The 23865-nt window shown below is 61.4% G+C and carries 25 protein-coding genes; 15 read left to right on the plus strand and 10 right to left on the minus strand.

Annotated features, from left to right (window positions below; genetic code table 11):
- The first annotated feature begins 331 nt into the window (after positions 1–331).
- The 4 genes from lhpI (at position 332) to PYR71_RS12725 (ending at position 5725) form a co-directional block, all read left to right on the plus strand.
- Positions 332–1279, plus strand: coding sequence for a bifunctional Delta(1)-pyrroline-2-carboxylate/Delta(1)-piperideine-2-carboxylate reductase (gene lhpI / locus PYR71_RS12710; protein WP_275619617.1), 948 nt, complete (start codon positions 332–334; stop codon positions 1277–1279).
- Positions 1276–3741, plus strand: coding sequence for an ATP-dependent helicase HrpB (hrpB, locus tag PYR71_RS12715; RefSeq protein WP_275619618.1), 2466 nt, complete (start codon positions 1276–1278; stop codon positions 3739–3741). The genes lhpI and hrpB overlap by 4 nt, the downstream gene beginning before the upstream one ends.
- A 24-nt stretch (positions 3742–3765) precedes the next feature.
- Positions 3766–5076, plus strand: coding sequence for an ActS/PrrB/RegB family redox-sensitive histidine kinase (locus PYR71_RS12720; protein ID WP_275619619.1), 1311 nt, complete (start codon positions 3766–3768; stop codon positions 5074–5076).
- A 70-nt stretch (positions 5077–5146) separates the two neighbouring features.
- The gene (locus PYR71_RS12725; RefSeq protein ID WP_097584093.1) at positions 5147–5725 is read left to right on the plus strand and encodes an ActR/PrrA/RegA family redox response regulator transcription factor; all 579 of its coding nucleotides are present in this window, start codon (positions 5147–5149) and stop codon (positions 5723–5725) included.
- Between the two features lie 11 nt (positions 5726–5736).
- Here PYR71_RS12725 and PYR71_RS12730 read toward each other — a convergent pair whose 3' ends face one another.
- On the minus strand, positions 5737–6231 hold the full coding sequence (locus tag PYR71_RS12730; protein WP_010029986.1) for an MmcB family DNA repair protein: 495 nt from the start codon (positions 6229–6231) through the stop codon (positions 5737–5739).
- Positions 6232–6410: 179 nt separating this feature from the next.
- Between PYR71_RS12730 and PYR71_RS12735 the strand changes: the two genes are divergently transcribed.
- A complete protein-coding gene (locus PYR71_RS12735) occupies positions 6411–7094 on the plus strand; it encodes a L,D-transpeptidase (RefSeq protein WP_275619620.1) in 684 nt (227 codons plus the stop codon).
- Positions 7095–7170: 76 nt separating this feature from the next.
- On the opposite strand, the gene PYR71_RS12740 is transcribed toward PYR71_RS12735, so the two are convergent.
- From PYR71_RS12740 to hslV, 6 genes are all read right to left on the minus strand, one after another.
- Complete coding sequence (locus PYR71_RS12740; protein ID WP_275619621.1) at positions 7171–9342, minus strand: malate synthase G; 2172 nt, start codon at positions 9340–9342, stop codon at positions 7171–7173.
- Between the two features lie 85 nt (positions 9343–9427).
- Complete coding sequence (locus PYR71_RS12745; protein ID WP_183919613.1) at positions 9428–10840, minus strand: cytochrome P450; 1413 nt, start codon at positions 10838–10840, stop codon at positions 9428–9430.
- Between the two features lie 47 nt (positions 10841–10887).
- Complete coding sequence (locus PYR71_RS12750) at positions 10888–11835, minus strand: DUF1402 family protein (protein ID WP_275619622.1); 948 nt, start codon at positions 11833–11835, stop codon at positions 10888–10890.
- 188 nt (positions 11836–12023) lie between these two features.
- Positions 12024–13331, minus strand: a complete 1308-nt coding sequence (gene hslU, locus PYR71_RS12755; RefSeq protein ID WP_183919610.1) for an ATP-dependent protease ATPase subunit HslU — start codon at positions 13329–13331, stop codon at positions 12024–12026.
- Positions 13328–13840 (minus strand): GNAT family N-acetyltransferase, encoded by a 513-nt coding sequence (locus PYR71_RS12760; protein WP_275619623.1) that lies wholly within the window; start codon positions 13838–13840, stop codon positions 13328–13330. Before PYR71_RS12760 ends, hslU begins: the two co-directional genes overlap by 4 nt.
- Complete coding sequence (gene hslV, locus PYR71_RS12765) at positions 13827–14354, minus strand: ATP-dependent protease subunit HslV (RefSeq protein ID WP_097605760.1); 528 nt, start codon at positions 14352–14354, stop codon at positions 13827–13829. Before hslV ends, PYR71_RS12760 begins: the two co-directional genes overlap by 14 nt.
- Before the next feature lie 175 nt (positions 14355–14529).
- On the opposite strand from hslV, the gene hisB reads away from it, so the two are divergent.
- From hisB to coaA, 9 genes are read left to right on the plus strand one after another with little or no spacing between them, the layout of a single operon-like run.
- Positions 14530–15138, plus strand: a complete 609-nt coding sequence (gene hisB, locus PYR71_RS12770; protein ID WP_275619624.1) for an imidazoleglycerol-phosphate dehydratase HisB — start codon at positions 14530–14532, stop codon at positions 15136–15138.
- Between the two features lie 22 nt (positions 15139–15160).
- On the plus strand, positions 15161–15643 hold the full coding sequence (locus PYR71_RS12775) for a DUF2628 domain-containing protein (protein WP_275619625.1): 483 nt from the start codon (positions 15161–15163) through the stop codon (positions 15641–15643).
- Between the two features lie 2 nt (positions 15644–15645).
- Positions 15646–16296, plus strand: coding sequence for an imidazole glycerol phosphate synthase subunit HisH (gene hisH / locus PYR71_RS12780; RefSeq protein WP_275619626.1), 651 nt, complete (start codon positions 15646–15648; stop codon positions 16294–16296).
- Between the two features lie 52 nt (positions 16297–16348).
- Complete coding sequence (locus PYR71_RS12785; protein ID WP_275619627.1) at positions 16349–16531, plus strand: hypothetical protein; 183 nt, start codon at positions 16349–16351, stop codon at positions 16529–16531.
- The gene (locus PYR71_RS12790) at positions 16528–17085 is read left to right on the plus strand and encodes a hypothetical protein (RefSeq protein ID WP_275619628.1); all 558 of its coding nucleotides are present in this window, start codon (positions 16528–16530) and stop codon (positions 17083–17085) included. The genes PYR71_RS12785 and PYR71_RS12790 overlap by 4 nt, the downstream gene beginning before the upstream one ends.
- A 6-nt stretch (positions 17086–17091) precedes the next feature.
- Positions 17092–17838 (plus strand): 1-(5-phosphoribosyl)-5-[(5-phosphoribosylamino)methylideneamino]imidazole-4-carboxamide isomerase, encoded by a 747-nt coding sequence (hisA, locus tag PYR71_RS12795; protein ID WP_275619629.1) that lies wholly within the window; start codon positions 17092–17094, stop codon positions 17836–17838.
- Positions 17839–18627 (plus strand): imidazole glycerol phosphate synthase subunit HisF, encoded by a 789-nt coding sequence (gene hisF / locus PYR71_RS12800; RefSeq protein WP_183919596.1) that lies wholly within the window; start codon positions 17839–17841, stop codon positions 18625–18627. It begins immediately after the preceding gene.
- Between the two features lie 17 nt (positions 18628–18644).
- Complete coding sequence (locus PYR71_RS12805; RefSeq protein WP_064686306.1) at positions 18645–18968, plus strand: phosphoribosyl-ATP diphosphatase; 324 nt, start codon at positions 18645–18647, stop codon at positions 18966–18968.
- Positions 18965–19960 carry a type I pantothenate kinase gene (gene coaA, locus PYR71_RS12810; RefSeq protein WP_097605764.1) on the plus strand — a complete coding sequence of 332 codons (996 nt, stop codon included), beginning with the start codon at positions 18965–18967 and terminating at the stop codon, positions 19958–19960. The genes PYR71_RS12805 and coaA overlap by 4 nt, the downstream gene beginning before the upstream one ends.
- Positions 19961–19977: 17 nt before the next feature.
- Here the strand turns inward: coaA and PYR71_RS12815 are convergent, their stop codons facing one another.
- The 3 genes from PYR71_RS12815 to PYR71_RS12825 all read right to left on the minus strand — a co-directional run bounded on the left by PYR71_RS12815 (position 19978) and on the right by PYR71_RS12825 (position 22748).
- Positions 19978–20589, minus strand: coding sequence for an alpha-ketoglutarate-dependent dioxygenase AlkB (locus tag PYR71_RS12815; protein ID WP_275619630.1), 612 nt, complete (start codon positions 20587–20589; stop codon positions 19978–19980).
- 1 nt (position 20590) lies between these two features.
- Positions 20591–21028 (minus strand): alternative ribosome rescue aminoacyl-tRNA hydrolase ArfB, encoded by a 438-nt coding sequence (gene arfB, locus PYR71_RS12820; RefSeq protein WP_037142462.1) that lies wholly within the window; start codon positions 21026–21028, stop codon positions 20591–20593.
- A gap of 106 nt (positions 21029–21134) precedes the next feature.
- On the minus strand, positions 21135–22748 hold the full coding sequence (locus PYR71_RS12825) for a phosphoenolpyruvate carboxykinase (RefSeq protein ID WP_275619631.1): 1614 nt from the start codon (positions 22746–22748) through the stop codon (positions 21135–21137).
- Between the two features lie 338 nt (positions 22749–23086).
- Here PYR71_RS12825 and PYR71_RS12830 point away from each other — a divergent pair, with 338 nt between their 5' ends.
- On the plus strand, positions 23087–23824 hold the full coding sequence (locus PYR71_RS12830) for a response regulator transcription factor (protein WP_190233656.1): 738 nt from the start codon (positions 23087–23089) through the stop codon (positions 23822–23824).
- The last annotated feature ends 41 nt before the right edge of the window (positions 23825–23865 follow it).

Raw genomic sequence — 23865 nt, forward strand, 5'->3', positions numbered from 1 at the left:
ACTTCGTCGCCAGCAGCGCCGCCGCCCTCGTTCAGTGAGTGGGCTTATAGAACCAACCCCTTTTCCAAGTCAACAGCCATACCAAAAGTTTTTTGACATTTTTGTAACGGGTTGAAAACGAAGGGCTTTTGTCTGTTGTTTCCGAAAACGAGCAAATCCGCCGTCCGATGGGGCGGTTTTGAGATTCGTTTTTGCCGAATCCTCAGGCAAGGACATTCGGCAAGAAAGACAAGATCCTATATGGGAAGCCGGACGCGAAATTCCAGGGCACTTGCCTATGGCGCGGCACGCTCGCTAATTTGGCAGCGATGATGATCCAGCGGAGCGAAGAATGCTTGTCCTCGATGAAGAACAAACGCGCGCGGCCTTGCCCTGGCCGGAACTGATCGCGGCGATCGCCGACATGTTCGACAGCGACTGCGTCATGCCGGTGCGCCATCATCATGAAATGGAAGTGCCGAACGAGGAGAGCGCCACGTTGCTTCTGATGCCGGCCTGGGTTCCCGGGCGTTATGCTGGGGTGAAGACGGTCTCCGTCTTTCCCGGCAATATGCGGCCCGGTCTGCCGGCGATCTTCGGAACCTATCTTCTTTCGTCCGGCGCCACCGGCGAGATGCTGGCTGCAATCGACGGCGGTGAGCTGACCGCACGACGAACGGCGGCGGCATCGGCGCTGGCAGCCCGCTATCTCGCCCGCGCCGACGCCGAGGAGATGCTTGTCTGCGGCACCGGCCGGCTGTCGCTCAATCTGATGCTCGCGCATGGCACGATCCGGCCGATCAAGAAATACCAGGTCTGGGGTCGCAACGGACAGGCTGCGGAAAAGATCGCCGCCGAGGCACGAGCGCTCGGGCTGAATGCCGAGGCGGTGGCGAATGCGGAAGCCGCAGCGCGAAAGGCCGATATCATCTCCTGCGCGACGCTTTCCAACGAGCCGCTGATCTCAGGCGAATGGCTGAAACCCGGCGCTCATCTCGATCTTGTCGGCGCCTTCAAGCCGAGCATGCGCGAAAGCGATGACGCGGCGATCCGCCGCGCCAGCGTGTATGTCGATACCCGCGCCGGCGCCATCAGCGAGGCGGGCGATATCGTCCAGCCGCTGAAAAGCGGCGTGCTGAGGGAAAGCGACATAAGAGCGGAGCTTGCGGAACTTGTCAGTGGCGCCCATGGCGGGCGAAGCGATCAGACCGAAATCACGCTGTTCAAATCCGTCGGCGCGGCGCTGGAAGATCTCGCCGGCGCGATTCTTGCGTATGAAACGGTGACGGGCCGAAAGTGACTATCAGTCCTTCATTGCCGGAACTTCCGGTTTCACATGTCCTGCCGGCTATCGGCGCGGCGCTAGCCGAGCAGAAGCGCGCGGTTCTTTCGGCACCGCCCGGCGCCGGCAAAACGACCCTGGTGCCGCTTTACCTGCTCAAGCAAGCCTGGCGCGGCGACGGCAGGATCATCCTGCTGGAACCGCGGCGGCTGGCGGCGCGGGCGGCTGCAAGCCGGATGGCGTCGTTGATCGGTCAACAGGTCGGCGGCACGGTCGGCTACCGCATGCGCCTCGACAACAGGATATCGGCGGCGACACGGATCGAGGTCGTGACGGAAGGGGTTTTTGCCCGGATGGTCCTCGATGATCCCGAACTCTCCGGCGTCTCGACCGTGATCTTCGACGAATTCCACGAGCGTTCGCTCGATGCCGATTTCGGGCTGGCGCTGGCGCTCGACGTTCAATCGGCCCTGCGCGAGGATTTGCGCATCCTGGTGATGTCGGCGACGCTCGACATCGAACGTGTGGCCGCCCTGCTGGAAGATCCGCCTGTCATCGAAAGCTTGGGACGCAGCTTTCCCATCGATATCCGTTATCAGGATCGGCCGGGCGGCGAACGCATCGAAGATGCCGTGACGCGGGCGATTGTCGACGCGCATGCCAGCGAAACCGGTTCGATCCTTGCTTTCCTGCCGGGCCAGGCGGAAATCACGCGGACCGCAGAGCGGCTGCAGGGACGATTCGGCCCCGAAACGCTGATTGCGCCGCTTTACGGCAACCTTGGCCAGAAGGAACAGGACGCCGCGATCCGGGCCGCCGCCGCCGGTCAGCGCAAGATCGTGCTTGCGACATCGATCGCCGAAACCTCGATCACCATCGACGGCGTGAGGATCGTCATCGACGGCGGGTTGCAGCGTCTGCCGGTGTTCGAGGCATCGACCGGAATCACCCGTCTCGAGACGGTGCGCGTGTCGCGGGCTTCGGCCGATCAGCGAGCCGGCCGCGCCGGGCGAACGGAACCGGGCATCGCGGTTAGGCTGTGGCACCAGGGACAGACGGCGGCGCTACCGGCCTTCACGCCGCCGCAGATCCTTTCGAGCGATCTTTCCGGGCTGGTGCTCGATCTCGCGCACTGGGGCGTTCAGGACCCGGCATCGCTCGCCTTTGTCGATCAGCCGCCGGAAACCACGCTGAAGGAAGCACGGACGCTGCTTGCTCAGCTCGGCGCGCTCGACAAGGACGGAATGCTGACCGCGCGCGGCAAGGTTATGCGCGATCTCGCCCTGCCGCCACGGCTTGCCGCGATGGTCGTGTCGGCGGGCGAATCGGGGCATGCCCGGGACGCGGCATTAATCGCGGTGCTGCTGACCGAACAGGGGATCGGCGGAACGAGCCTCGATATCGAGGAGCGGCTGCGGCGTTTCAAGGCCGAGCGCGGCGAAAGGGCGGAGGCCTCGCGGCGGCTGGCAGGGCGGCTGGCGAACGGCCTCGACAGAGTTGAGGCAGCGGCGCCGGCGCTAGCGGGGCAGCTGCTGCTGCACGCCTTCCCTGACAGAATAGCGCTTCAGCGCGGCGGACGCGGACGATTCGTGATGGCCAACGGACGGGGCGCGGAAGTGCCGGAAACCGAGAGGCTCGCCGGCAGCCGGATGCTTGTCATCGCCGATCTCACCGGCCGGGCGGCGCAGGCGCGGGTTCTGGCGGCCGCCGAGGTGACGCGCGGCGATATCGAGGCCGAGCTGCCCGGCGAAATCAGAACCGACGACCAGGTATTCTTCGACCGGCAGAGCCGGCAGACACGGGCGCGGCGCGCGACCCGGCTCGGCGCGATCATCTTCGACGAGACGCCCCTACCGCGCCCTTCCGGGACAGCCGTGACCGAGGCGCTGATGCAAGGCGTACGCGAACTCGGGCTCGATCAGCTTGCTTTCTCGAAGGAAGCCATTCAGCTTCGCGAGCGGATCGGGTTCCTTCACAGGACGATCGGCGACCCCTGGCCGGATGTCGGCGACGCCGCGCTACTTTGCCGAATGGACGAATGGTTCGCGCCGTTTCAGAGCGACGCCCGCGGCCTCTCGGACATATCGCCGGGCGGGCTCTCCACCGGGCTGATGTCACTGGTTCCGCACGACTTGCAGCGTGATCTCAGCCGGCTTGCCCCGACGCATTTCGAGGCGCCGACCGGCCAACGGCATCCGATTCAATATGAAGGCGAAGAGCCGGTGCTGACGATCCGTGTGCAGGAGCTGTTCGGGCTCAAGCAGCACCCGGCGATTGCCGGAGGCCGTTTGCCGCTGCTGCTGGAACTGACGTCGCCGGCGCACCGGCCGATCCAGACGACACGCGACTTGCCGGGCTTCTGGGCCGGCTCATGGAAGGACGTGCGCGCCGAGATGCGGGGGCGCTACCCACGCCATCCCTGGCCGGAGCGGCCGGAAGAGGCATTACCGACGACACGGGCAAAGCCGCGTGGTACATGAGGGCGACCCAAGGAACCCTGCGGAATGATCGACAAGCCAGTAAGCCATACGATGGAGGATCGACACAGCAGCCGGAGACTGCGCCTGCAGACGCTGGTGCGGCTGCGCTGGCTTGCCGTCGGCGGGCAAGCGCTGACGGTTTTCATCGTCGCCTTTTGGCTGAAATTTCCCTTGCCGCTGATCGCCAGCTCTTCACTGATTGCCGCTCTTGCCTGGGTGAATTTCTATTTAACGATCCGCTACCCGCCGACGCATCGGCTGGAACCGCCGGCCGCCTTTGCGCTGCTCGGCTTCGATCTTTTGCAGCTCTGCGCGCTGCTCTTCATCACCGGCGGTCTTGCCAATCCCTTCGCTGCCCTCGTCTGCGTGCCTGTCATCATCTCCTTTGCCTCGCAGCCAATCCGCTACAGCACCGCACTGATCGGCATTGCGATGGTCTGCATCACGGTACTTGCCTTTTCGCCTTTTCCGCTGCCCTGGTTCGACGGGGTCGAGATCAACGTGCACAATGTCATGCAGTTCGGCGTCTGGTGCTCTATCGCCTCCACAATGGCATTTGCCGCTTTCTACGCCTACCGCGTTTCGATGGAGGCGAGCCAGCTTGCCGATGCGCTGGCCGCGACCGAACTGGTGCTGCAGCGGGAAAAACACCTTTCACAGCTCGACGGGCTGGCGGCGGCCGCCGCCCACGAACTCGGCACGCCGCTTGCGACGATCAGCGTCGTTGCCAAGGAAATGGAGCGGGAACTGAAGGATGACGATCGGTTCCGCGAGGACGTCATGCTGCTGCGCAGCCAGAGCGAACGCTGCCGTGACATCCTGCGGCGGCTGACGACGCTGTCTTCCGAAAACGAGGCGCATATGCGCCGGCTGCCGCTTTCCTCGATGATCGAGGAGATCGTTGCGCCGCACCGGGAATTCGGCATCGCGCTCGAGCTGATCGAAAAAAGCCCGCGCAAGAGCGAGCCGGTCACCGATCGCAATGCCGGGATCATGTACGGACTCGGCAACCTCATTGAGAATGCCGTCGACTATGCCAGGGAGAAAGTGACAATCACCGTCGAGCACGATCACGACAAGGTGCTGATCGTCATCGAGGACGACGGCAACGGTTATTCGCCCGACATCCTGACCCGAATCGGCGAGCCCTATGTGACCAGACGGCAGAAGGAAGATACGGCCGGGGGCCTCGGGCTTGGACTATTCATCGCCAAGACGCTGCTGGAGCGCTCCGGCGCATCGCTGATTTTCGAGAACCGCGAGCCGGAGAGAGCCGGCGCGCGCATCCGCATCGAATGGCCGCGAATGCTGCTCGACGCAAATTCGACAAAATGAGTTTATCGGCATAAGTAGAACGAGAAACGGTTGAACAAGATCGGGCGTTCAAGCGCCGGGACCTGAGACGATGACAGAACAGAATCATGGAAATTTGGCCGCATCGGATGAAGACCATATCGGGCCCGACGCCAGCCTGCTGATCGTCGACGACGACGGGCCGTTCCTGCGCCGTCTCGCACGGGCGATGGAGACCCGCGGCTTTCAGGTGGAAACGGCTGAGTCCGTGGCGGAAGGCGTTGCGAAATCGAAAGGCAGGCCGCCGAAATATGCAGTGGTCGATCTCCGGCTCGGCGACGGCAACGGGCTCGATGTCATCGAAGCGATCCGCCAGCGGCGCGACGACACGCGAATCATCGTGCTCACCGGCTACGGCAATATCGCGACGGCGGTGACGGCCGTGAAGCTCGGAGCCGTCGACTATCTGGCAAAACCCGCAGATGCCGACGACGTCTTTTCGGCGCTGACGCAGCGGCCGGGCGAAAAGGCCGAACTCCCTGAAAATCCGATGTCGGCCGATCGCGTGCGCTGGGAACACATTCAGCGGGTTTATGAAATGTGCGAGCGCAATGTCTCGGAAACGGCGCGCCGGCTCAACATGCACCGGCGGACGCTGCAGCGCATTCTCGCCAAACGCGCCCCGAAATAGGGAGGCATCCCTCAGACGTCGTCGACGGTGAAGGGTTTTCCGTTCGCCCATTCGGCCATCATCAGCCTTTGCGCGGCGGCACGCGAGAAATTGAGTGTGACGGATTTGCGGGTGGCGGGCGCCATACGATGTTCCGGCGCCTCGCGAATCATGTGGGCACCATAGCCATCCGAGAGGAAAAGCCCGCATTCCTCAGGAAAGATGTCGAGCGGCACATCTTGATGCGTGGCAAAGAACAGGCGGTCGCAATGCAGCCTGTATTCCGGCCATTTGCGATCGACCCGGAAATCTTCGATCGAGGTCTTGATCTCGATGATCCAGACCTCGCCCTTTTCCGAAAGCGTGATCAGATCGGCGCGGCGCCCGCTCGCCAGCGGCAGTTCGGGCAGCACCGCGTGGCGCATTTCATGCAGCAATATCTGCGTGCCCCTCCGCACCATCATGGCCCTGTCCGATTGCCGGCCATCGATTAACGGATTGTTATTGTAAACGCTCAAAATCGTCATGGATAACCATCGTGGGGCTGTGCAGGTTGTTGCAAAAAAACCATGCGCTTTTAATTTGCGCGGCGGACGAATTCGCCGCGCCGCAGCAGCCTTGCAAAGCGCAAGTTAATCGAAAATAAACCATAATCAACGATGGTCGAAAGACCGTTCTCCCTGCCGCAAAACTTCAAGAGTCATCTATGCGCTTCCGCAATGCATTCCCTGTATTTGGCCTGCTGACGACGCTCGCGCTGGCCGGTTGCTCCACGAGCTCCGACAGCGCCTCCGTCGACGACAAGGGCGCTGGCCCGACGGTCCAGACGGCCCAAATCTTCAATGACGCCTATGGCGTGACGAAGGATGCCGGATACTCCCTACCGGCGATCCCGATCGATCGGGTCAAGCCGCAGTTCCGCCGCCAGGTCGTCAGCTACCAGACCACCGAGCGTCCGGGAACGATCATCGTCAACACGCGCGAGCGCTTCCTCTATTACATCCTCGCCAACGGCAAGGCGATGCGTTATGGCATCGGCGTCGGCAAGCAGGGCTTTGCATGGGCCGGCACCGCCTACGTCGCCTGGAAACAGGAATGGCCGACCTGGCACCCGCCGAAGGAAATGGCTGAACGCCGCCCTGATGTCGCCAAATATGTTGAAGACGGCATGGGCCCCGGCCTCACCAATCCACTCGGCGCGCGCGCCATGTATCTCTTCAACGAGGATGGCAAGGACACGCTGTTCCGTTTGCACGGCACGCCGGAATGGGCTTCGATCGGCACTGCCGCTTCCTCGGGCTGTATTCGCCTGATGAACCAGGACGTCATCGACCTCTACAGCCGCGTCCGTCCCGGCAAGGGCACTTCCAAGGTCATCGTCATTCAGTAAGCTAGAGACCGAATTCGGTATAAAAAAGGCCGCCGAACTGTCGTTCCGGCGGCCTTTTCATTTCTCAACTGTCCTCTCAACCGGCCCGCTTTGCCTTCAGCTCGAGGCGGCGGCGGTGAAGCACCGGCTCGGTATAGCCGTTCGGCTGCTCCCTGCCCTTCAACACGAGCTCGAGGGCGGCCTGGAAAGCGATCGACCCGTCGAAATTACCGGCCATAGGCTGATAGGCCGGGTCCTGCTCGTTCTGCCGGTCGACGACGGCGGCCATGCGCTTCATCGTTTCGACGATCTGAGCTTCGCTGACCACCTGGTGATGCAGCCAGTTCGCCATGTGCTGGGCCGAAATGCGCAAAGTGGCGCGATCCTCCATCAGGCCGACATTGTTGATATCGGGCACCTTCGAGCAACCGACACCCTGATCGACCCAGCGCACGACATAGCCGAGGATGCCCTGGGCATTGTTGTCGAGTTCGCGCTGGATCTCCTCCTGAGACCAGTTCGGCCGCACCGCGACCGGCACCGAGAGAATGTCGGATAGTTTGGCGCGGGCGCGGTCCTTCAGTCCCTGCTGAATCTTGGCGACATTGACACGGTGATAGTGGGTGGCATGCAGGGTCGCGGCCGTCGGCGACGGGACCCAGGCAGTGTTGGCGCCGGCCTTGGGATGGGCGATCTTCTGCTCCAGCATCGCCGCCATCAGATCCGGCATCGCCCACATGCCCTTGCCGATCTGCGCGTGGCCTGAAAGGCCGCATTCGAGGCCGATGTCGACATTCCAGTTCTCATAGGCCGATATCCAGGCGGCCTGACGCATGTCGCCCTTGCGAATCATCGGGCCGGCTTCCATCGAGGTGTGAATCTCGTCACCGGTGCGATCCAAGAAGCCGGTATTGATGAACACGACACGCTCGCGGGCGGCGCGGATGCATTCCTTGAGATTGACCGTGGTGCGGCGCTCCTCGTCCATGATGCCCATCTTGATGGTGTTGCGCACCAGCCCAAGCGCATCTTCGACCCGCGAGAAGATCTCGGCGGCAAAGGCGACTTCTTCCGGTCCATTCATTTTCGGCTTGACCACATACATGGAGCCGGTGCGGGAATTCTTCTTCCGGCCCGCCGGGCCGATATCGTAAAGCGCGATCAGGCCGGTGATAACGGCATCCATGATGCCCTCAGGCACTTCGTTGCCATCGCGGTCGAGAATGGCAGGATTGGTCATCAGGTGGCCGACATTGCGCACCAGCATCAGCGAGCGACGATGCAGCTCGAAGGCGGTCCCATCCGGACCTATATAGTCCAGATCCGGGTTGAGCTTGCGGATGAAGCTCGCGCCGCCTTTTGCGACCTCTTCCTGCAGATCGCCCTTCATCAGGCCGAGCCAGTTGCGGTAGACGACGACCTTGTCCTCGGCGTCAACGGCGGCAATCGAATCCTCGCAGTCCATGATCGTGGTGATCGCCGATTCCAGCCAGACATCGGAAATATGGGCCGGATCGGTCTTGCCGATCGCCGTTGCCGCATCGATGACGATCTCGATGTGGATGCCATTGTTCTTCAGGAGAAGATGCGTCGGAGCGGCGGCATCGCCGCGATAGCCGGCAAAATGCCCACCGTCCCTCAGCACTGCCTGCTCGCCATCGGTCGATCGGATGATGAGCGCTCTATCCCTGACGGCGAAGCTTGCGACATCCTTCCAGTGGCTGTCCTGCAGCGGCACTGATGTATCGAGGAAATCGCGCACCCAGGCGATGACCTTCTCGCCGCGCTTCGGGTTGTATCCCCTGCCCTTTTCGGCGCCGTCGCTCTCGGGGATGGCATCCGTGCCGTAGAGCGCATCATAGAGCGAACCCCAGCGGGCATTGGCGGCGTTGAGAGCATAACGCGCGTTCATGACGGGAACGACGAGCTGCGGACCGGCGATCGTGGCGATCTCGGGATCGACATTCTGGGTCGAAACCTGGAAGTCCGACCCCTCGGGTAGGAGATAACCGATTGCGCGCAGAAAGGACTGGTACTCATCCATATCGGTCGGAGCGCCATGTTGGCGATACCAGTCGTCGATCTTGAGCTGCAGCTCGTCGCGCTTCTTCAACAGCGCCCGATTCCTGGGGGCGAGATCATGGACGATCGCCGAAAAATCGGCAAAGAACTTGTCCGCATCGATCGCCAGACCGGGCAGAACTTCCTGGACGAGGAAATCATGAAGGACGGATTCGACGGCAAGACCGTTCTTATCAACGCGGCTCATGCGACATTCTCCCTGGCAACGACTTTGAATGCTGCCACTTTGCCCGGCTTTCATTCACAGTCAATTCCGCAATAATTCGAAAGATTTATGCCGCACGGGAAATTATGCGCGGCGTCACGCCCATCGGCAGTCCGTTCTGCGGCTGCGTCGTCAGCTTCTGCACCGGCCAGGGGTTGGTCGCTTCCGTCTGGTCGAAGCGAAAGCGGTGCATCATGACGGCAAGCGCGATCACCGCCTCCTGCAACGCGAAAGTCGCACCGATGCAGACGCGCGGGCCGGCGCCGAACGGCAGGAACTGGAAACGGCCGATGCTGCCGCGATTTTCAGGAAAGAAGCGTTCCGGCATATAGGCGCGTGGCCTGTCCCAATAGAGTTCGTGACGATGCAGTGTCCAGGGCATGATGAGCACGGTGATGTCGGCCGGGATCTCGACCTTTTCGCCCTTCGCATTGGTCCAGACGTCATCGGCGATCGCGGCGCGATTGATCGAGGGTGCGGGCGGATAAAGCCTGAGCGCCTCCTCGAACGCTGCCCGCGTCACCGGCATGAGATCCAGCCATTCGACCGGCTCGGCGTCGGTAGCCAGAATACTATCGATCTCCGCCTCCATGGCTTCACGAATATGCGGGCTGTTAGCGACGCAATAAAGCGTCCAGGCGAGCGCCCGCGCAGTCGTCTCGTGGCCGGCGCCGATGAAGGTCAGGATATTGTCCTCGATCTCCTCCTTGGTCAGGCCGTCGGGACCGGTCTGCTCGAGAAGCAGCGTCAGAAAATCGTCCGGTGCTGTGGCGCGGTCAGCCCTCATCTTCGCAAGCCGCATGTCCATGGTATCGCGCACGATCGCCCTGAATTTCTCCAGTACCTTCTGGCCGCCGATGCGGGTGAGCCGCGGCACCCAGGAGGGCGCGCGCAACAGATCCATCGGATCGACGCGGCCCATGCGGTGGAGAAGTTCGTTGACGTCGTCAGCAAAATGGCCGCTGGAGGAGACGATTTCGCCGGAGAAAAGCGTTTCGGCAAGAATCGCAAAGGTGAGATCGGTCATGTCGGCGGCGATGTCGAAGATCTGGCCAGCCGGAACGGCGCCCTCGTATTTGCGGACGTATTCTTCGGATTGCCGCAGCATCTGGCCGGCGAAACCTTTGGCATGGCGCGGTGTGAAGACGGGCGCGACCGCCTTTCGCGACCGTTTCCAGACCTGGCCTTCGGCCGTCAACAGGCCATCCCGCAGGATCGGCCGCAGCACCAGCTGGCGAATGTCAGACATGCGATAGTTCGTTGCATTGTCGACCAGCACATGCTTGATCAGGCCGGGATCGTTGACGATCAGGGTGTGCTGACCGAAGAAACTCGTCTTGATCCAGGGCAGCGTGTAGGACGGCTCGCCCCACAGTTCGAGCGGATTGCGCAGGATGATGCGGATGATCTCAAGCCGGCTCGGCGGCACGGTGCGCGGCAGCGGCGCCGGCGGAACGAAGGGATCAGGGCGCATGTCCATCGGAAAAGCCTTTCGGGGAAGATCAACGCTTCCCGTCAGGCTTGAAGCTAGAGCAGGCCCTTGAGTTCGTCCAGCTTGTCGTTGATCAGCCAGCCGTAATAATTCTCTTCGGGCCAAACGGTCGTAACGGAAGACCGGTTTTTCGCAGCGAGTGCCGCGGCGCGCTGGCGCGAATTGCCGACATTATAAAGAGTCGCCGTCAGGCCGGGATTGCCCGAGATATCCATGCCGGCAATCTCTTTATAGTCGTCGATCGACCTGCGGATGGAAGCGGCGACGAAGGCGAGCGAGATATCGGGGTCCATGATCGCCCGGTAGACGGCGCCGGCATTCTTCTCGTTCAGCTTCGGATAACCCGACACGCGACTGACGAGATCCGAGAGCATCAGCGCCGTCAGAGGATTGACCTGGCCAAGGCCGAAAGTCTGGCCGGCATAAAAGGGCTGGAAGAAGACCGCGCTGAAGCGGTTATTGGGGAAGCTCTGGCCGCCGACCGTCTTGCCGCGGAAATCGCTTTCCCAGACATCTTCCCGGCAGGACCAGAGCGTGTAGGAATCGCTCTTGCCCTTGCACTGAGCAAATTGCGGCCGCGCCACGAAATCATCAACGTTTTCGCCGTCATAGGCGAAGCGGAAGCTTTCTCCGGCATAGGACGCGGCCTTGACGTAATAGGCCTGCAGCCGGTCATAGGCATCGACATTATAGGTGTGCTCGCCGACGATGGCGCCGACGACATGGATGGGATTGATGCCGTAAGCGGTGGAGACCTTGCGGATTTTCGCCATCAGCTCCCGATCGGTCGCCAGAAGCTCATGGACCTTTTCGTATTTCAGATCGAAGCTGCTCTTCGTGCCCTTGGTGCGGCGAACGGAAGCACCCGGAATATCGGGCTGCTCGACGTGACGGTTGCCCGCCGGAACCGTCTGCATTGCGAAGGCCGGCGCCGATTTCACCAGGGCAGCGGCAATCAAAAGGCTTGTCAAAAGGCGTCGCACGATCCGCTATCCCGTCCATTCATCGTCCTGCTTGCGATGCGGCTGACTGGACCAGAATCTTGGCCGAATAAAGCCGGAGCGGAAAACAAAACGGGCCTTCACTAGAAAGTAAAAGGCCCGCTGTCGAGAGTGGAGTTCGTCACAATGCGGCATTCACGCCGGCAAAGAGACGAAGCGGTGCGCCGAGATCACAGGATGAAGCGCGAGAGATCGGTATTCTGCGCGAGATCGCCGACATGTTCGCGCACATAGGCGGCGTCGATGGTGATGGCCGTGCCGCCGCGATCCGGGGCGTTGTAGGAAATATCGTCCAGCACCCGCTCCATCACCGTCTGCAGGCGGCGCGCGCCGATATTCTCGACGGAGGAGTTCAAATGCACCGCGACATCGGCCAGCGCGTCGATCGCGTCGTCGCTGAAATCCAGGCTCAGGCTTTCGGTTTCCATCAGCGCGCGATACTGGCGGATGAGGCTCGCCTCCGTCTCGGTCAGGATCCGGCGGAAATCCTCCTTGTTCAGCGGACGCAACTCGACGCGAATCGGCAGACGGCCCTGCAGTTCCGGCAGCAGATCCGAAGGCTTGGAGACATGGAAGGCGCCGGAGGCGATGAAAAGGATATGATCGGTCTTCACAGGCCCGTATTTGGTCGAGACGGTCGTGCCTTCGACGAGCGGCAGCAGATCGCGCTGCACGCCTTCGCGCGAAACGCCGGCGCCCATGCCGCCGTCGCGGGCTGCGATCTTGTCGATTTCGTCGAGGAAGACGATACCGTCATTCTCGGTCGAACGAACGGCCTCGCGCTGGATCACCTCATTGTCGATCAGTTTGTCGGACTCGTCGCGGATCAGGTCGGTATAGGAGGCCTTGACCGTCGTGCGGACCTTCTTGGTGCGCCCGCCCATGGCCTTGCCGAACATTTCCGACAGATTGAGCACGCCGATATTGGCGCCCGGCATGCCGGGGATCTCGAAGCCGCCCATGCCGGAACCGGTATCGGCCACTTCGATGTCGATTTCCTTGTCGTCGAGTTCGCCGTCCCTCAGCTTCTTGCGGAAGTTTTCGCGGGTGGCGGGCGAAGCCGTGGTGCCGACCAGCGCATCGAGGACACGCTCCTCTGCGCTCACATGCGCCTTGGCCTGAACCTCGGCCCGCTTCTTTTCGCGCACCAGGCCGATGCCGACCTCGACCAGGTCGCGGATAATCTGCTCGACATCGCGGCCGACATAGCCGACCTCGGTGAACTTTGTCGCCTCCACCTTGATGAAGGGCGCGCCGGCGAGTTTTGCCAGGCGGCGGGAGATCTCCGTCTTGCCGACACCGGTCGGGCCGATCATCAGGATGTTCTTCGGCATGACTTCGTCGCGCAGGCTCGGGTCGAGCTGCTGGCGGCGCCAGCGATTGCGCAGCGCAATCGCAACGGCACGTTTGGCGTCATGCTGGCCGATGATGTAGCGATCGAGTTCGGAAACGATCTCGCGGGGGGAAAAGGTGGTCATTGCGTATCATTCTCCTGGCGGTCCAGGGCCATCAACAGCGCCCGGCCGTAATTAGTCGTTGTTTCGCCAAGTCCTTGAAAGCCCGCCTTGGTATAGGCTCTGATTGCGAAAACATTGTCAGGATGCGGATCGACGAGGATCCGCTGCGCCCCCTTTGCAAAGAGCATATCGCAGAATCCTATCATAAAGGCCGGTCCGTGACCTTTGCCAACGAGTTCCTCTGTGCCGATGAACTGGTCGATGCCGTAGGTGCCCTTCGGCTGGCCGGCGAGCGCTTCATCGTCCTCGTCGTCGAGATTGGCGGCCTGGATAAAGGCGAATTCCTTTCCATTCAGGGTGACCATGAAGCAAGAGACGGAGGCCGTATCGATATGCTCTTCCATTGAAGCCAGCGCCTCGGCCGGATCGCGCCACCAGCGCCTGACATGTTGGCTTTCCAGCCATTTGGCAAGGAGCGGCAGATCAGCCACGGCAAGCGGCCGGAAGGCATAGGGTTCAGCCTTCGGCATCCAGCACTTCCATTACGACATTATGGTTCGTGTAGACGCAGATGTCGGCCGCGATATCGAGAGCGCGGCGGGCGATCTCTTCGGCCGATTTGTCGGTATCCATGAGTGCCAGGGCAGCCGCGAGGGCAAAATTGCCGCCCGAACCGATCGCCGTCGTGCCGTGTTCCGGCTCCAGCACGTCGCCGTTGCCGGTGATCGCGAGCGTAATCGACTTGTCGGCGACGAGCATCATGGCTTCGAGATTACGCAGGTATTTGTCAGTGCGCCAGTCCTTGGCGAGCTCGACAGCAGCGCGCATCAGCTGGCCGGGATATTGCTCCAGCTTCTTTTCAAGCCTCTCGAGCAGGGTGAAGGCATCGGCGGTGGCGCCGGCAAAACCGGCGATCACTTCGCCCTTGCCGATGCGGCGCACCTTGCGGGCATTGCCCTTCATCACGGTCTGGCCGAGGCTCACCTGGCCGTCACCCGCCATCACCACCTTGCCGCCTTTTCGAACAGTAATGATCGTTGTCATAAAACACCTGTCTGCCCATGACGCGGGCTTTTACCTTGACCGTACATCGGCCTTGTTGAGCCCTATGTAAGCAGGCCGGAGCCGATTGCAAATGGGCCGGCTTTTCTCTTCCCCGGCTTCTGGATATTTGCCGATGCGCCTGATAAGGAACGGCCTTATTCCGATGGAGGGCCAAATGGCCGAGACCGCAGCAAGCCGTACGGGCAGCGTTTCCCGCAGGACGAACGAGACCTCGATTTCCGTTTCCGTCAATCTCGACGGCACTGGCAAATCGAAGATTTCGACCGGCGTCGGCTTCTTCGACCATATGCTCGACCAGCTTTCGCGGCATTCCCTCATCGACATGGAGATCGAATCGAAGGGCGATCTGCACATCGACGATCATCATACGGTCGAGGATACCGGCATTGCGATCGGCCAGGCGATCTCCAAAGCGCTCGGCGACCGGCGCGGCATCACCCGCTATGCCTCGATCGATCTTGCCATGGACGAGACGATGACCAAAGCGGCGGTCGATCTTTCCGGCCGACCGTTCCTCGTCTGGAACGTCGCCTTCAACGCGCCGAAGATCGGCACCTTCGACACCGAACTCGTCCGCGAATTCTTCCAGGCGCTCGCCCAGAATGCCGGCATCACCTTGCATATTCTCAACCATTATGGCGCCAACAACCACCATATTGCCGAGACATGCTTCAAGGCCGTCGCCCGCGCATTGCGCACGGCGACAGAGATCGATCCGAGACAGGCGGGCCGTGTTCCCTCAACGAAGGGCACGCTCGTCTGAGCCTCTCAAGGGAGCGGCGACAATGACGTCCAGCTATATTTTCCTGACGCCGCCCGGCAGCGCAGGCACTAACCTTGACGAGACGCGGGTGATCCGCGACGGCTTCACATGGCTCGGTTTTCTGTTTCCATGGGTCTGGCTGCTGGTCCATCGGCTGTGGCTATACGCGGCGGCGGCCTTTCTGTTGCAGGCAATCGGCGGCGCGCTGATGGACGAACCGGGTCTCTGGCCGGCGGGAGCGGCAATCACGCTGGGCGTGAACCTGCTGGTCGGCCTCGAGGGCCAGAACCTCCGTATTCGCAATCTCGCCGGCCACGGCTGGACTGAAGACGCACTCATTGCAGCCGATACGACGGGCATTGCCGAAGACGTCTACTTTTCCGACAAGGCGGTCCAGGCCGATACTGAAGCCACCGTGCCGGGCTGGGAGAACAAGACCCGACCGAACAGCCCGCATGGCCAGGCTACATCGCTTGGTCTCTTTGGATTTGATGGAGGACGCTGACGATGCGCGTCGCAATTATCGACTATGGTTCCGGCAATCTGCGCTCGGCCACCAAGGCTTTCGAGCGGGCCGCGCGCGAGGCGGGCATCGATGCGCAGATCGATCTCACCGACAAAGCGGAAAACGTTGCCGCCGCCGATCGCATCGTGCTTCCGGGCGTCGGCGCCTATGCCGATTGCCGGCGCGGCCTCGATGCCGTGCCCGGCATGGCCGATGTGCTGGTTGAGGCTGTCGAAAAGAGGGCGCGGCCGTTCCTCGGCATCTGCGTCGGCATGCAGCTCATGTCCTCGCGCGGACTTGAGAAGACAGTGACGCGCGGTTTCGGCTGGATCCCCGGTGACGTCATCGAGATGACACCTTACGATCCCGCGCTGAAAATTCCACAGATCGGCTGGAATACGCTCGACCTGAAGCGCGAACATCCGCTCTTCGACGGCATTCCAACGGGCTCCGGGGGCTTGCACGCCTATTTCGTGCATTCCTACCATCTCGCCGCCGAAAATGCCGACGACGTTATTGCGACGGTCGATTACGGTGGGCCGATGACGGCTTTCGTCGGGCGCGACAACATGGTGGGCGCTCAGTTTCACCCGGAAAAGAGCCAGAAGCTCGGCCTCGCCCTGATCGCCAATTTCCTGCGCTGGAACCCGTAATACCGCCGCCTTATTTTCCCTTTATGGGAAATACGGAACAGGAGTGCGCTCGATGCCGGCTTCGCGGAAATCAGGCAAGGTGTTCTATACGCTAAGACCCTCCAGAGAAGACCTGCCGCCCTTCTCGGACATCCGGCTTCCCGATGGAACGATCATTCGCCGTGTCGATGAGGCCATTCACAGGAGAGCGCTTTCCAATGCGGCCAAGGCGTTGACAGAAAGGCTGGACCGATGATCCATGAATTCCTTGCCGGCAACGAGAATTCCCAGCTGCGCGCCAACGGCATCAACGCCGGCGACATCACTGAAGCCGTGCTGGAATTTTATATCGAAGGCGAGGACGATCTGATCGGCCTGCTTGCCTACGCCCTCTACGAGCGGCAGAAGCGCGATTTCGTGCTCAGCTACCGCAAGCGCAATGCCGGCCGTTCGCCCAACGAGGCAGAGCTTGCCGCCGTCTCGGGCAATTATCTCTCGACCGACCTGCGCAATACGCTGCGCGACCGCGCCTCGCAGATCCTTGCAAGTTATGCCGAAACTTATGTGGAGGCGATGGAGCCGGAAATCCGGCTCGCCGCCGTCAACAGCCAGGCGCTGCGGGAGGTGCGCGACATCGAGAAATCGATGAAGCGGCGCCTCGGCTTCTGGCGCCAGGTTCGCGCTGGCTTGACCGTCACCCTGCTGCTGCTTCTGCTTTTCGGCGCGGCCACCATTGCCGCTGTCTTTTTCCGCTCGGATATCGTAGATGCGTGGAATGCGCTGATGGTATCGACCACTTTAGGGACGTAAGACGACATGATCCTTTTTCCCGCGATCGATCTGAAGGGCGGCCAATGCGTCCGCCTGAAGCTCGGCGACATGCAGCAGGCGACGGTCTACAACACCGATCCAGCCGCCCAGGCGAAATCCTTCGAAGACCAGGGTTTCGAATGGCTGCACGTGGTCGATCTCGACGGCGCCTTTGCGGGACATTCGGCGAATGGCGACGCCGTCGAAGCGATCCTAAAGGCGACGAAGAATCCGGTGCAGCTCGGCGGCGGCATCCGCACGCTCGATCATATCGAGGCCTGGCTCGCGCGCGGGCTGCGGCGCGTCATTCTCGGCACGGTGGCGGTCAGAAATCCTGATCTGGTCATTGAGGCCTGCCGGAAATTTCCCGGTCACGTCGCCGTCGGCATCGACGCCAAGGGCGGCAAGGTAGCCGTAGAAGGCTGGGCTGAGGCTTCGGAACTCGGCGTCGTCGAGCTCGCCCAAAAATTCGAAGGCGCGGGCGTCGCCGCGATCATCTACACCGATATCGACCGCGACGGCATCCTTGCCGGCATCAACTGGGCTTCTACGCTGGAACTTGCCGGTGCCGTCTCCATTCCCGTCATCGCCTCCGGCGGTCTTGCCTCGCTCGACGACGTCAGACGCATGCTGGAACCCGATGCACAGAAACTCGAAGGCGCGATTTCGGGCCGGGCTCTTTATGACGGCCGTATCGACCCCAGGCAAGCGCTGGCGCTGATCAAGGCCAGCAGAGCCAAGGAGACCGCTTAAATGACCCTCAAGGCCCGTGTCATCCCCTGCCTCGACGTGAAGGACGGCCGCGTCGTCAAGGGCGTCAACTTCCTAAATCTCGTCGATGCCGGCGATCCCGTCGAAGCGGCGAAAGCCTATGATGAGGCCGGCGCCGACGAACTCTGCTTCCTCGACATTACCGCTTCATCGGACAATCGCGAAACGATCTTCGATGTCGTGTCGCGCACGGCCGACCAGTGCTTCATGCCGCTGACGGTCGGCGGCGGGGTGCGTACCATCGCCGATATCCGCAGGCTGCTGCTGTGCGGCGCCGACAAGGTTTCGATCAACTCGGCTGCGGTCAGCAATCCCGACTTCGTCGCCGAGGCGGCAGACAAGTTCGGCGACCAGTGCATCGTCGTCTCGATCGACGCCAAGCGCAGGCTCACGCAGGCGGTCGGCGGGGACAATCTCAGTGCCTGGGAAATCTATACGCATGGCGGCCGCAATGCGACCGGCATCGACGCCGTCGAATTCGCCCAGAAGATGGTGGCGCGCGGCGCCGGCGAGCTTCTGGTCACGTCGATGGACCGCGACGGCACCAAGGTCGGCTACGACCTGGAACTGACCCGGGCGATCGCCGACGCCGTTCGCGTGCCCGTCATTGCCTCAGGTGGTGTCGGCGACCTCGACGACCTCGTCGCCGGGGTGAAGGAAGGTCACGCCAATGCCGTTCTCGCCGCCTCGATCTTCCACTTCGGCACCTATTCCGTCAGCGAGGCGAAACACTATATGTCGAAGTGCGGCATCGACATGCGTCTCGACTGAGGCTTGAAAGCGGATATATGAGCGGATTTTCCCTTTCCGATCTCGAAAGGATTGTTGAAGAGCGATCGAAGGCCTCGCCGGAGCAGTCCTGGACGGCGAAACTCGTGGCCGGCGGCCAGCCGAAAGCGGCAAAGAAGCTTGGCGAGGAGGCGATCGAAGCCGTCATGGCGGCGGCGACCGGCGATCGTGACAATCTGACCTATGAAGCCGCCGACGTGCTCTATCACCTATTGGTCGTATTGAAGATTGCTGAAATACCGTTAGAGAATGTCATGGCCGAACTCGAGCGCAGAACCGCGCAGTCCGGTCTCAAGGAAAAGGCCAATCGGCAGAGTTCATGAGTATCGCGACTGAGATCATTGGGGTGCCGGAAACATTGGATCACTTCCAGTCCGAATCCTATTCGCCGTACCACTTCTTCTCTTCCGAACAATGGGCGAAGTTCCGCGCCGACACGCCGCTGACGCTGACCAGCGACGAGGTCAAGCGGCTGCGTTCGATGGGCGACCCGATCGATCTCGACGAGGTCAGGCGCATCTATCTGTCGCTGTCGCGGCTGCTGTCAGCGCATGTCGAATCCTCGCAAATGCTGTTCGAACAGCGCAACCGCTTCCTGAGCCTCTCCGACGTGACGAAAACGCCCTTCGTCATCGGCATCGCCGGCTCGGTCGCGGTGGGAAAATCGACCACCGCCCGTATCCTCAAGGAACTGCTGGGGCGCTGGCCCTCCAGTCCGAAGGTCGATCTCATCACGACCGACGGCTTTCTGCATCCAAACGCCGTGCTGCAGCGGGAAAAGCTGATGCAGCGCAAGGGTTTTCCGGAAAGCTACGACACGGCCGCGATCCTGCGCTTCCTCTCGGCGATCAAGGCCGGCCGACCGGACGTGCAGGCACCCTGCTATTCGCATCTCGTTTATGACGTGCTCCCGGACGAGTACAAAATCGTCGACCGGCCCGACATCCTGATCTTCGAAGGCATCAATGTGCTGCAATCGCGCGACCTGCCGGCCGACGGCAAGATCGTGCCGATGGTGTCTGACTTCTTCGACTTCTCGATCTATATTGATGCCGCGGAAGACCAGATTCATAACTGGTACGTCACGCGCTTCATGCGGCTACGGGAGACCGCCTTCCGCGATCCGAACTCTTACTTCCATCGCTATGCCTCGATTAGCGATGCGGAAGCTCTCGATATCGCCGCAGATCTGTGGACGAATATCAACCTAAAGAACCTGCGCCAGAACATCCTGCCGACACGGCCACGCGCCGATCTCATCCTCAAAAAGGGCAAGGATCACCTGATCGAACAGGTGGCGCTGCGAAAATTGTAGCAGTCGATCTATCAGTCTCAGGGATTGACGCGGCGCAGCGTTAGATTGATGCGGCCGCCATTCTTCAACAGCGTCGATGTTGCCGGATGAATCCGGTCGACGCCGTGGAAACACAGCCTTCCCTCGCCGCCCAATACGACCAGATCGCCGCTCGACAGTTTGAAAGACAGCGTGCGATCGTTGCGGCTCAATCCGCCGACGCGAAAGAGGCAGCTGTTGCCGAGCGAGATCGAGACGACAGGCGCCTGCAGATTGCGCTCGTCCTTATCCTGGTGCAGGCCCATGCGCGCGTCGTCGGAATAAAAGTTGACGAGGCAGGCTTCCGGCGGTTTTTCATAACCCGGCACGTCATTCCAGATCTCGAGCAACGACTGCGGGATATCAGGCCAGGGCTTGCCGGTGACAGGATGCGTCGGCTGGTAGCGATAGCCGTTCTCCTTGTCAGTCACCCAGCCAAGCGGCCCGCAATTGGTCATGCGCACCGACATCGGCTTGCCGGTGCCTGGCATGACGGGCACGAAAAGCGGCGCCTCGGCGACCACGGCACGGATCACCTCGACCAGCGCTTCCTGACGCGACCGGTCGAGATATTCAGGCAGATGGCGGACGCCGTTCGAGAGTTCGGGCATGTCAGTCGCCGCCACCGGGACGGCCGCGCATTTTCTTGACTTCCGAGCGGCCAGATTTTTCCTTCAGACGGCGCTCGACCGAACCTTTGGTCGGCTTGGTCTTCTTGCGCGGCGGCGGCGGCGGCTTGGCAGCCTCCAGAATCAGCTCCTTCAGCCGTTCGCGCGCGTCCTCACGGTTGCGATCCTGGCTGCGAAAGCGGCTTGCCTCGATCATCAGCACGCCGTCCTTCGACAGCCGCCGGCCGGCAAGCCTGATCGCATTGGCCTTGACGCGGTCATTGAGGGAGGGCGAATTCGCGACGTTGAAAAACAGCTGAACCGCCGTCGAAACCTTGTTGACGTTCTGACCGCCGGGGCCGCCCGCCAGAACGAACTGCTCCGTCAGCTCCCATCCTGATATGGTGATCCTGTCATCGATGTAGAGCGCGTCGCTGGCCATGCGGCGTTCTATCTCATATCGGCCGCCAATTGAAAATATCGGCCTCACAAGCAAAACCCGGTAATCTTTCGATGCCGGGTTTCACGTGAGTCAAAGACTTATTGGTTTATTCGGCCGCAACCTTGACGCTGCCGGGTGCCGCATCGCGGACGCCGCCGTCAACGTGATCCTCGAACTTAGCAAAGTTGGCGATGAACATCGAGACCAGCTTTTCGGCCTGGGCGTCATAGGCCGCCTTGTCGGCCCAGGTCGAGCGCGGATCGAGAATGCCGCCGTCGACACCGTCTACGGAAACCGGCACGGCGAAGCCGAAATTCGCATCCGTGCGGAATTCGATCTGGCCGAGTTTGCCGCTGAGGGCGCCAGCGAGAAGGGCGCGCGTCGCCTTGATCGGCATGCGCTTACCAGTGCCATAGGCGCCGCCGGTCCAGCCGGTGTTAACGAGCCAGCACTCGACGCCGTGGCGGCCGATCAGTTCCTTGAGCAGATTGCCGTATTCGGCCGGATGACGCGGCATGAAGGGCGCGCCGAAGCAGGTGGAGAAGGTCGCTTCCGGCTCGACGACACCCTTTTCGGTGCCGGCCACCTTGGCGGTGTAGCCGGAGAGGAAGTGATACATCGCCTGATCGGGCGTCAGGCGCGCGATCGGCGGCATGACGCCGAAGGCGTCGGCGGTCAGCATGATGATCGTCTTCGGATGCCCGGCCCGGCCGGTTTCCGAGGCATTCGGGATGAAATGCATCGGGTAGGCGCATCGGGTATTTTCAGTCAGCGAACCGTCGTCGAAATCGGGCTCACGCCGTTCGTTGAGGACGACGTTTTCGAGCACGGTGCCGAAGCGCTGGGTTGTCGCATAGATTTCCGGCTCTGCCTCGGCCGAGAGCCGGATGGTCTTGGCGTAGCAGCCGCCTTCGAAGTTGAAGATGCCGTTCTCGCTCCAGCCATGTTCGTCGTCACCGATCAGCGTGCGGGCCGGATCGGCCGAAAGCGTCGTCTTGCCGGTGCCGGAAAGACCAAAGAAGACCGCCGCGTCACCGTCCGGACCGACATTGGCCGAGCAGTGCATCGGCATGACACCCTTGGCCGGCAGCAGGTAGTTGAGCACGGTGAAGACTGACTTCTTCATTTCGCCGGCATAGGAGGTGCCACCGATGAGAACGAGACCGTTGGTGAGATCGCAGGCGATCACCGTTTCCGAACGGCAGCCGTGGCGCGCCGGATCGGCCTTGAAGCTCGGCAGATCGATGATCGTCAACTTGGGCACGAAGGTCGGCAGCGCCGCCGCCTCGGGGCGGATCAGCAGATTGCGGATGAACAGCGAATGCCAGGCGAATTCGGTGATGACGCGGGTCGGCAGGGCATGGCCTTCCTCGGCACCGCCGACGAGATCCTGGGCGAACAGATCCTTGCCCAGTGCATGCGCCAGCATGTCGTCGCGCAGCAGCGCGAAATGGTCCGGCGAGAGCGGTTTGTTGTTGTCCCACCAGATTTGGCTATCGGTATTGGCGTCACGAACGACGAACTTGTCGCGCGGCGAGCGGCCCGTATGCTGACCGGTGAGAGCTCTGAGCGCGCCCTGAGCGGTCAGTTCGGCTTCACCCCGGCGGATGGACTCTTCATAGAGCGCTGCGGCAGAAAAGTTATAGCGAACGCTGGCTGCGCCGCCCAATCCAACCGTTGCAAGCTCCGTTGCCGGGTTATGAACTCCGAACTTTTCCATGGCTACTTCCCTTCGCTCAGGCGCGTTGCCGTTAAAACTGACTGCGAAAATAAGGGTAGAAATTTTAAAACACAAGAGACTAAAACTGAGAAAGTTCAGCAATATCAAATAATTAATCGATTTAAATTTCTTGATGGTATTTTAAATCGTTTGAAGAGGTCGCGTTGCAACAGTTTGTCGCGCCACTTACGATTGTGGGGAAATTTTACGACAATCCTCCCTTTATCTTTGCCACAATTTGTTCCACCTTTATCCTCCATAAGCGCATCCGGTCATTGAGACCGCCTGGGGACGACGAAAATCCGGGAGATTGCGCACTGATGACGGAGACCAACACCATGCCGACAATCGCGCTCGTTGACGACGACCGCAACATCCTCACCTCGGTGTCGATCGCACTGGAGGCCGAAGGATATAAGGTCGAGACCTATACGGACGGTGCCTCGGCGCTCGACGGCCTTCTGGCGCGACCGCCGCAGCTGGCGATCTTCGATATCAAGATGCCGCGCATGGACGGAATGGAGCTGTTGCGCCGCTTGCGGCAGAAATCGGATATCCCCGTCATCTTCCTCACCTCCAAGGATGAGGAGATCGACGAGCTGTTCGGCCTGAAGATGGGCGCCGACGATTTCATCACCAAACCTTTCTCGCAGCGCCTGCTGGTGGAGCGTGTGCGCGCCGTCCTGCGTCGCGCTTCGAGCCGCGAAGCCGCGGCCGCTGGCGGCACGAGCCCGAGCGGCACGCCGAAGGCTGGGGCCGTGCAGCAGGCCCGTTCGCTGGAGCGTGGCCAGCTGGTCATGGACCAGGAGCGGCATACCTGCACCTGGAAGGGCGAAGCGGTGACGCTGACGGTGACCGAGTTCCTGATCCTGCATTCGCTGGCCCAGCGTCCGGGCGTCGTCAAGAGCCGCGACGCGCTGATGGATGCCGCCTATGATGAACAGGTTTATGTCGACGACCGGACGATCGACAGCCACATCAAGCGGCTGCGCAAGAAATTCAAGATGGTCGATACTGATTTTGATATGATTGAAACGCTCTACGGAGTGGGATACCGATTCCGCGAAGCAGCCTGAGCCTCGACGGCGCAGCGCGAGACATAGTTGAGGGTTGCGGG

The organism is Rhizobium mulingense (genome assembly GCF_029194105.1).
GTDB lineage: Bacteria > Pseudomonadota > Alphaproteobacteria > Rhizobiales > Rhizobiaceae > Rhizobium > Rhizobium mulingense.

Bases quoted from the DNA above. Each gene is read 5' to 3' on its own strand.
- lhpI (WP_275619617.1), top strand. From the start codon at position 332: ATGCTTGTCCTCGATGAAGAACAAACGCGCGCGGCCTTGCCCTGGCCG.
- PYR71_RS12720 (WP_275619619.1), top strand. From the start codon at position 3,766: ATGATCGACAAGCCAGTAAGCCATACGATGGAGGATCGACACAGCAGC.
- PYR71_RS12725 (WP_097584093.1), top strand. From the start codon at position 5,147: ATGACAGAACAGAATCATGGAAATTTGGCCGCATCGGATGAAGACCAT.
- PYR71_RS12730 (WP_010029986.1), bottom strand. From the start codon at position 6,231: ATGACGATTTTGAGCGTTTACAATAACAATCCGTTAATCGATGGCCGG.
- PYR71_RS12735 (WP_275619620.1), top strand. From the start codon at position 6,411: ATGCGCTTCCGCAATGCATTCCCTGTATTTGGCCTGCTGACGACGCTC.
- PYR71_RS12740 (WP_275619621.1), bottom strand. From the start codon at position 9,342: ATGAGCCGCGTTGATAAGAACGGTCTTGCCGTCGAATCCGTCCTTCAT.
- PYR71_RS12745 (WP_183919613.1), bottom strand. From the start codon at position 10,840: ATGGACATGCGCCCTGATCCCTTCGTTCCGCCGGCGCCGCTGCCGCGC.
- hslU (WP_183919610.1), bottom strand. From the start codon at position 13,331: ATGACCACCTTTTCCCCCCGCGAGATCGTTTCCGAACTCGATCGCTAC.
- PYR71_RS12760 (WP_275619623.1), bottom strand. From the start codon at position 13,840: ATGCCGAAGGCTGAACCCTATGCCTTCCGGCCGCTTGCCGTGGCTGAT.
- hslV (WP_097605760.1), bottom strand. From the start codon at position 14,354: ATGACAACGATCATTACTGTTCGAAAAGGCGGCAAGGTGGTGATGGCG.
- hisB (WP_275619624.1), top strand. From the start codon at position 14,530: ATGGCCGAGACCGCAGCAAGCCGTACGGGCAGCGTTTCCCGCAGGACG.
- PYR71_RS12775 (WP_275619625.1), top strand. From the start codon at position 15,161: ATGACGTCCAGCTATATTTTCCTGACGCCGCCCGGCAGCGCAGGCACT.
- hisH (WP_275619626.1), top strand. From the start codon at position 15,646: ATGCGCGTCGCAATTATCGACTATGGTTCCGGCAATCTGCGCTCGGCC.
- PYR71_RS12785 (WP_275619627.1), top strand. From the start codon at position 16,349: ATGCCGGCTTCGCGGAAATCAGGCAAGGTGTTCTATACGCTAAGACCC.
- PYR71_RS12790 (WP_275619628.1), top strand. From the start codon at position 16,528: ATGATCCATGAATTCCTTGCCGGCAACGAGAATTCCCAGCTGCGCGCC.
- hisA (WP_275619629.1), top strand. From the start codon at position 17,092: ATGATCCTTTTTCCCGCGATCGATCTGAAGGGCGGCCAATGCGTCCGC.
- hisF (WP_183919596.1), top strand. From the start codon at position 17,839: ATGACCCTCAAGGCCCGTGTCATCCCCTGCCTCGACGTGAAGGACGGC.
- PYR71_RS12805 (WP_064686306.1), top strand. From the start codon at position 18,645: ATGAGCGGATTTTCCCTTTCCGATCTCGAAAGGATTGTTGAAGAGCGA.
- coaA (WP_097605764.1), top strand. From the start codon at position 18,965: ATGAGTATCGCGACTGAGATCATTGGGGTGCCGGAAACATTGGATCAC.
- PYR71_RS12815 (WP_275619630.1), bottom strand. From the start codon at position 20,589: ATGCCCGAACTCTCGAACGGCGTCCGCCATCTGCCTGAATATCTCGAC.
- arfB (WP_037142462.1), bottom strand. From the start codon at position 21,028: ATGGCCAGCGACGCGCTCTACATCGATGACAGGATCACCATATCAGGA.
- PYR71_RS12825 (WP_275619631.1), bottom strand. From the start codon at position 22,748: ATGGAAAAGTTCGGAGTTCATAACCCGGCAACGGAGCTTGCAACGGTT.
- PYR71_RS12830 (WP_190233656.1), top strand. From the start codon at position 23,087: ATGCCGACAATCGCGCTCGTTGACGACGACCGCAACATCCTCACCTCG.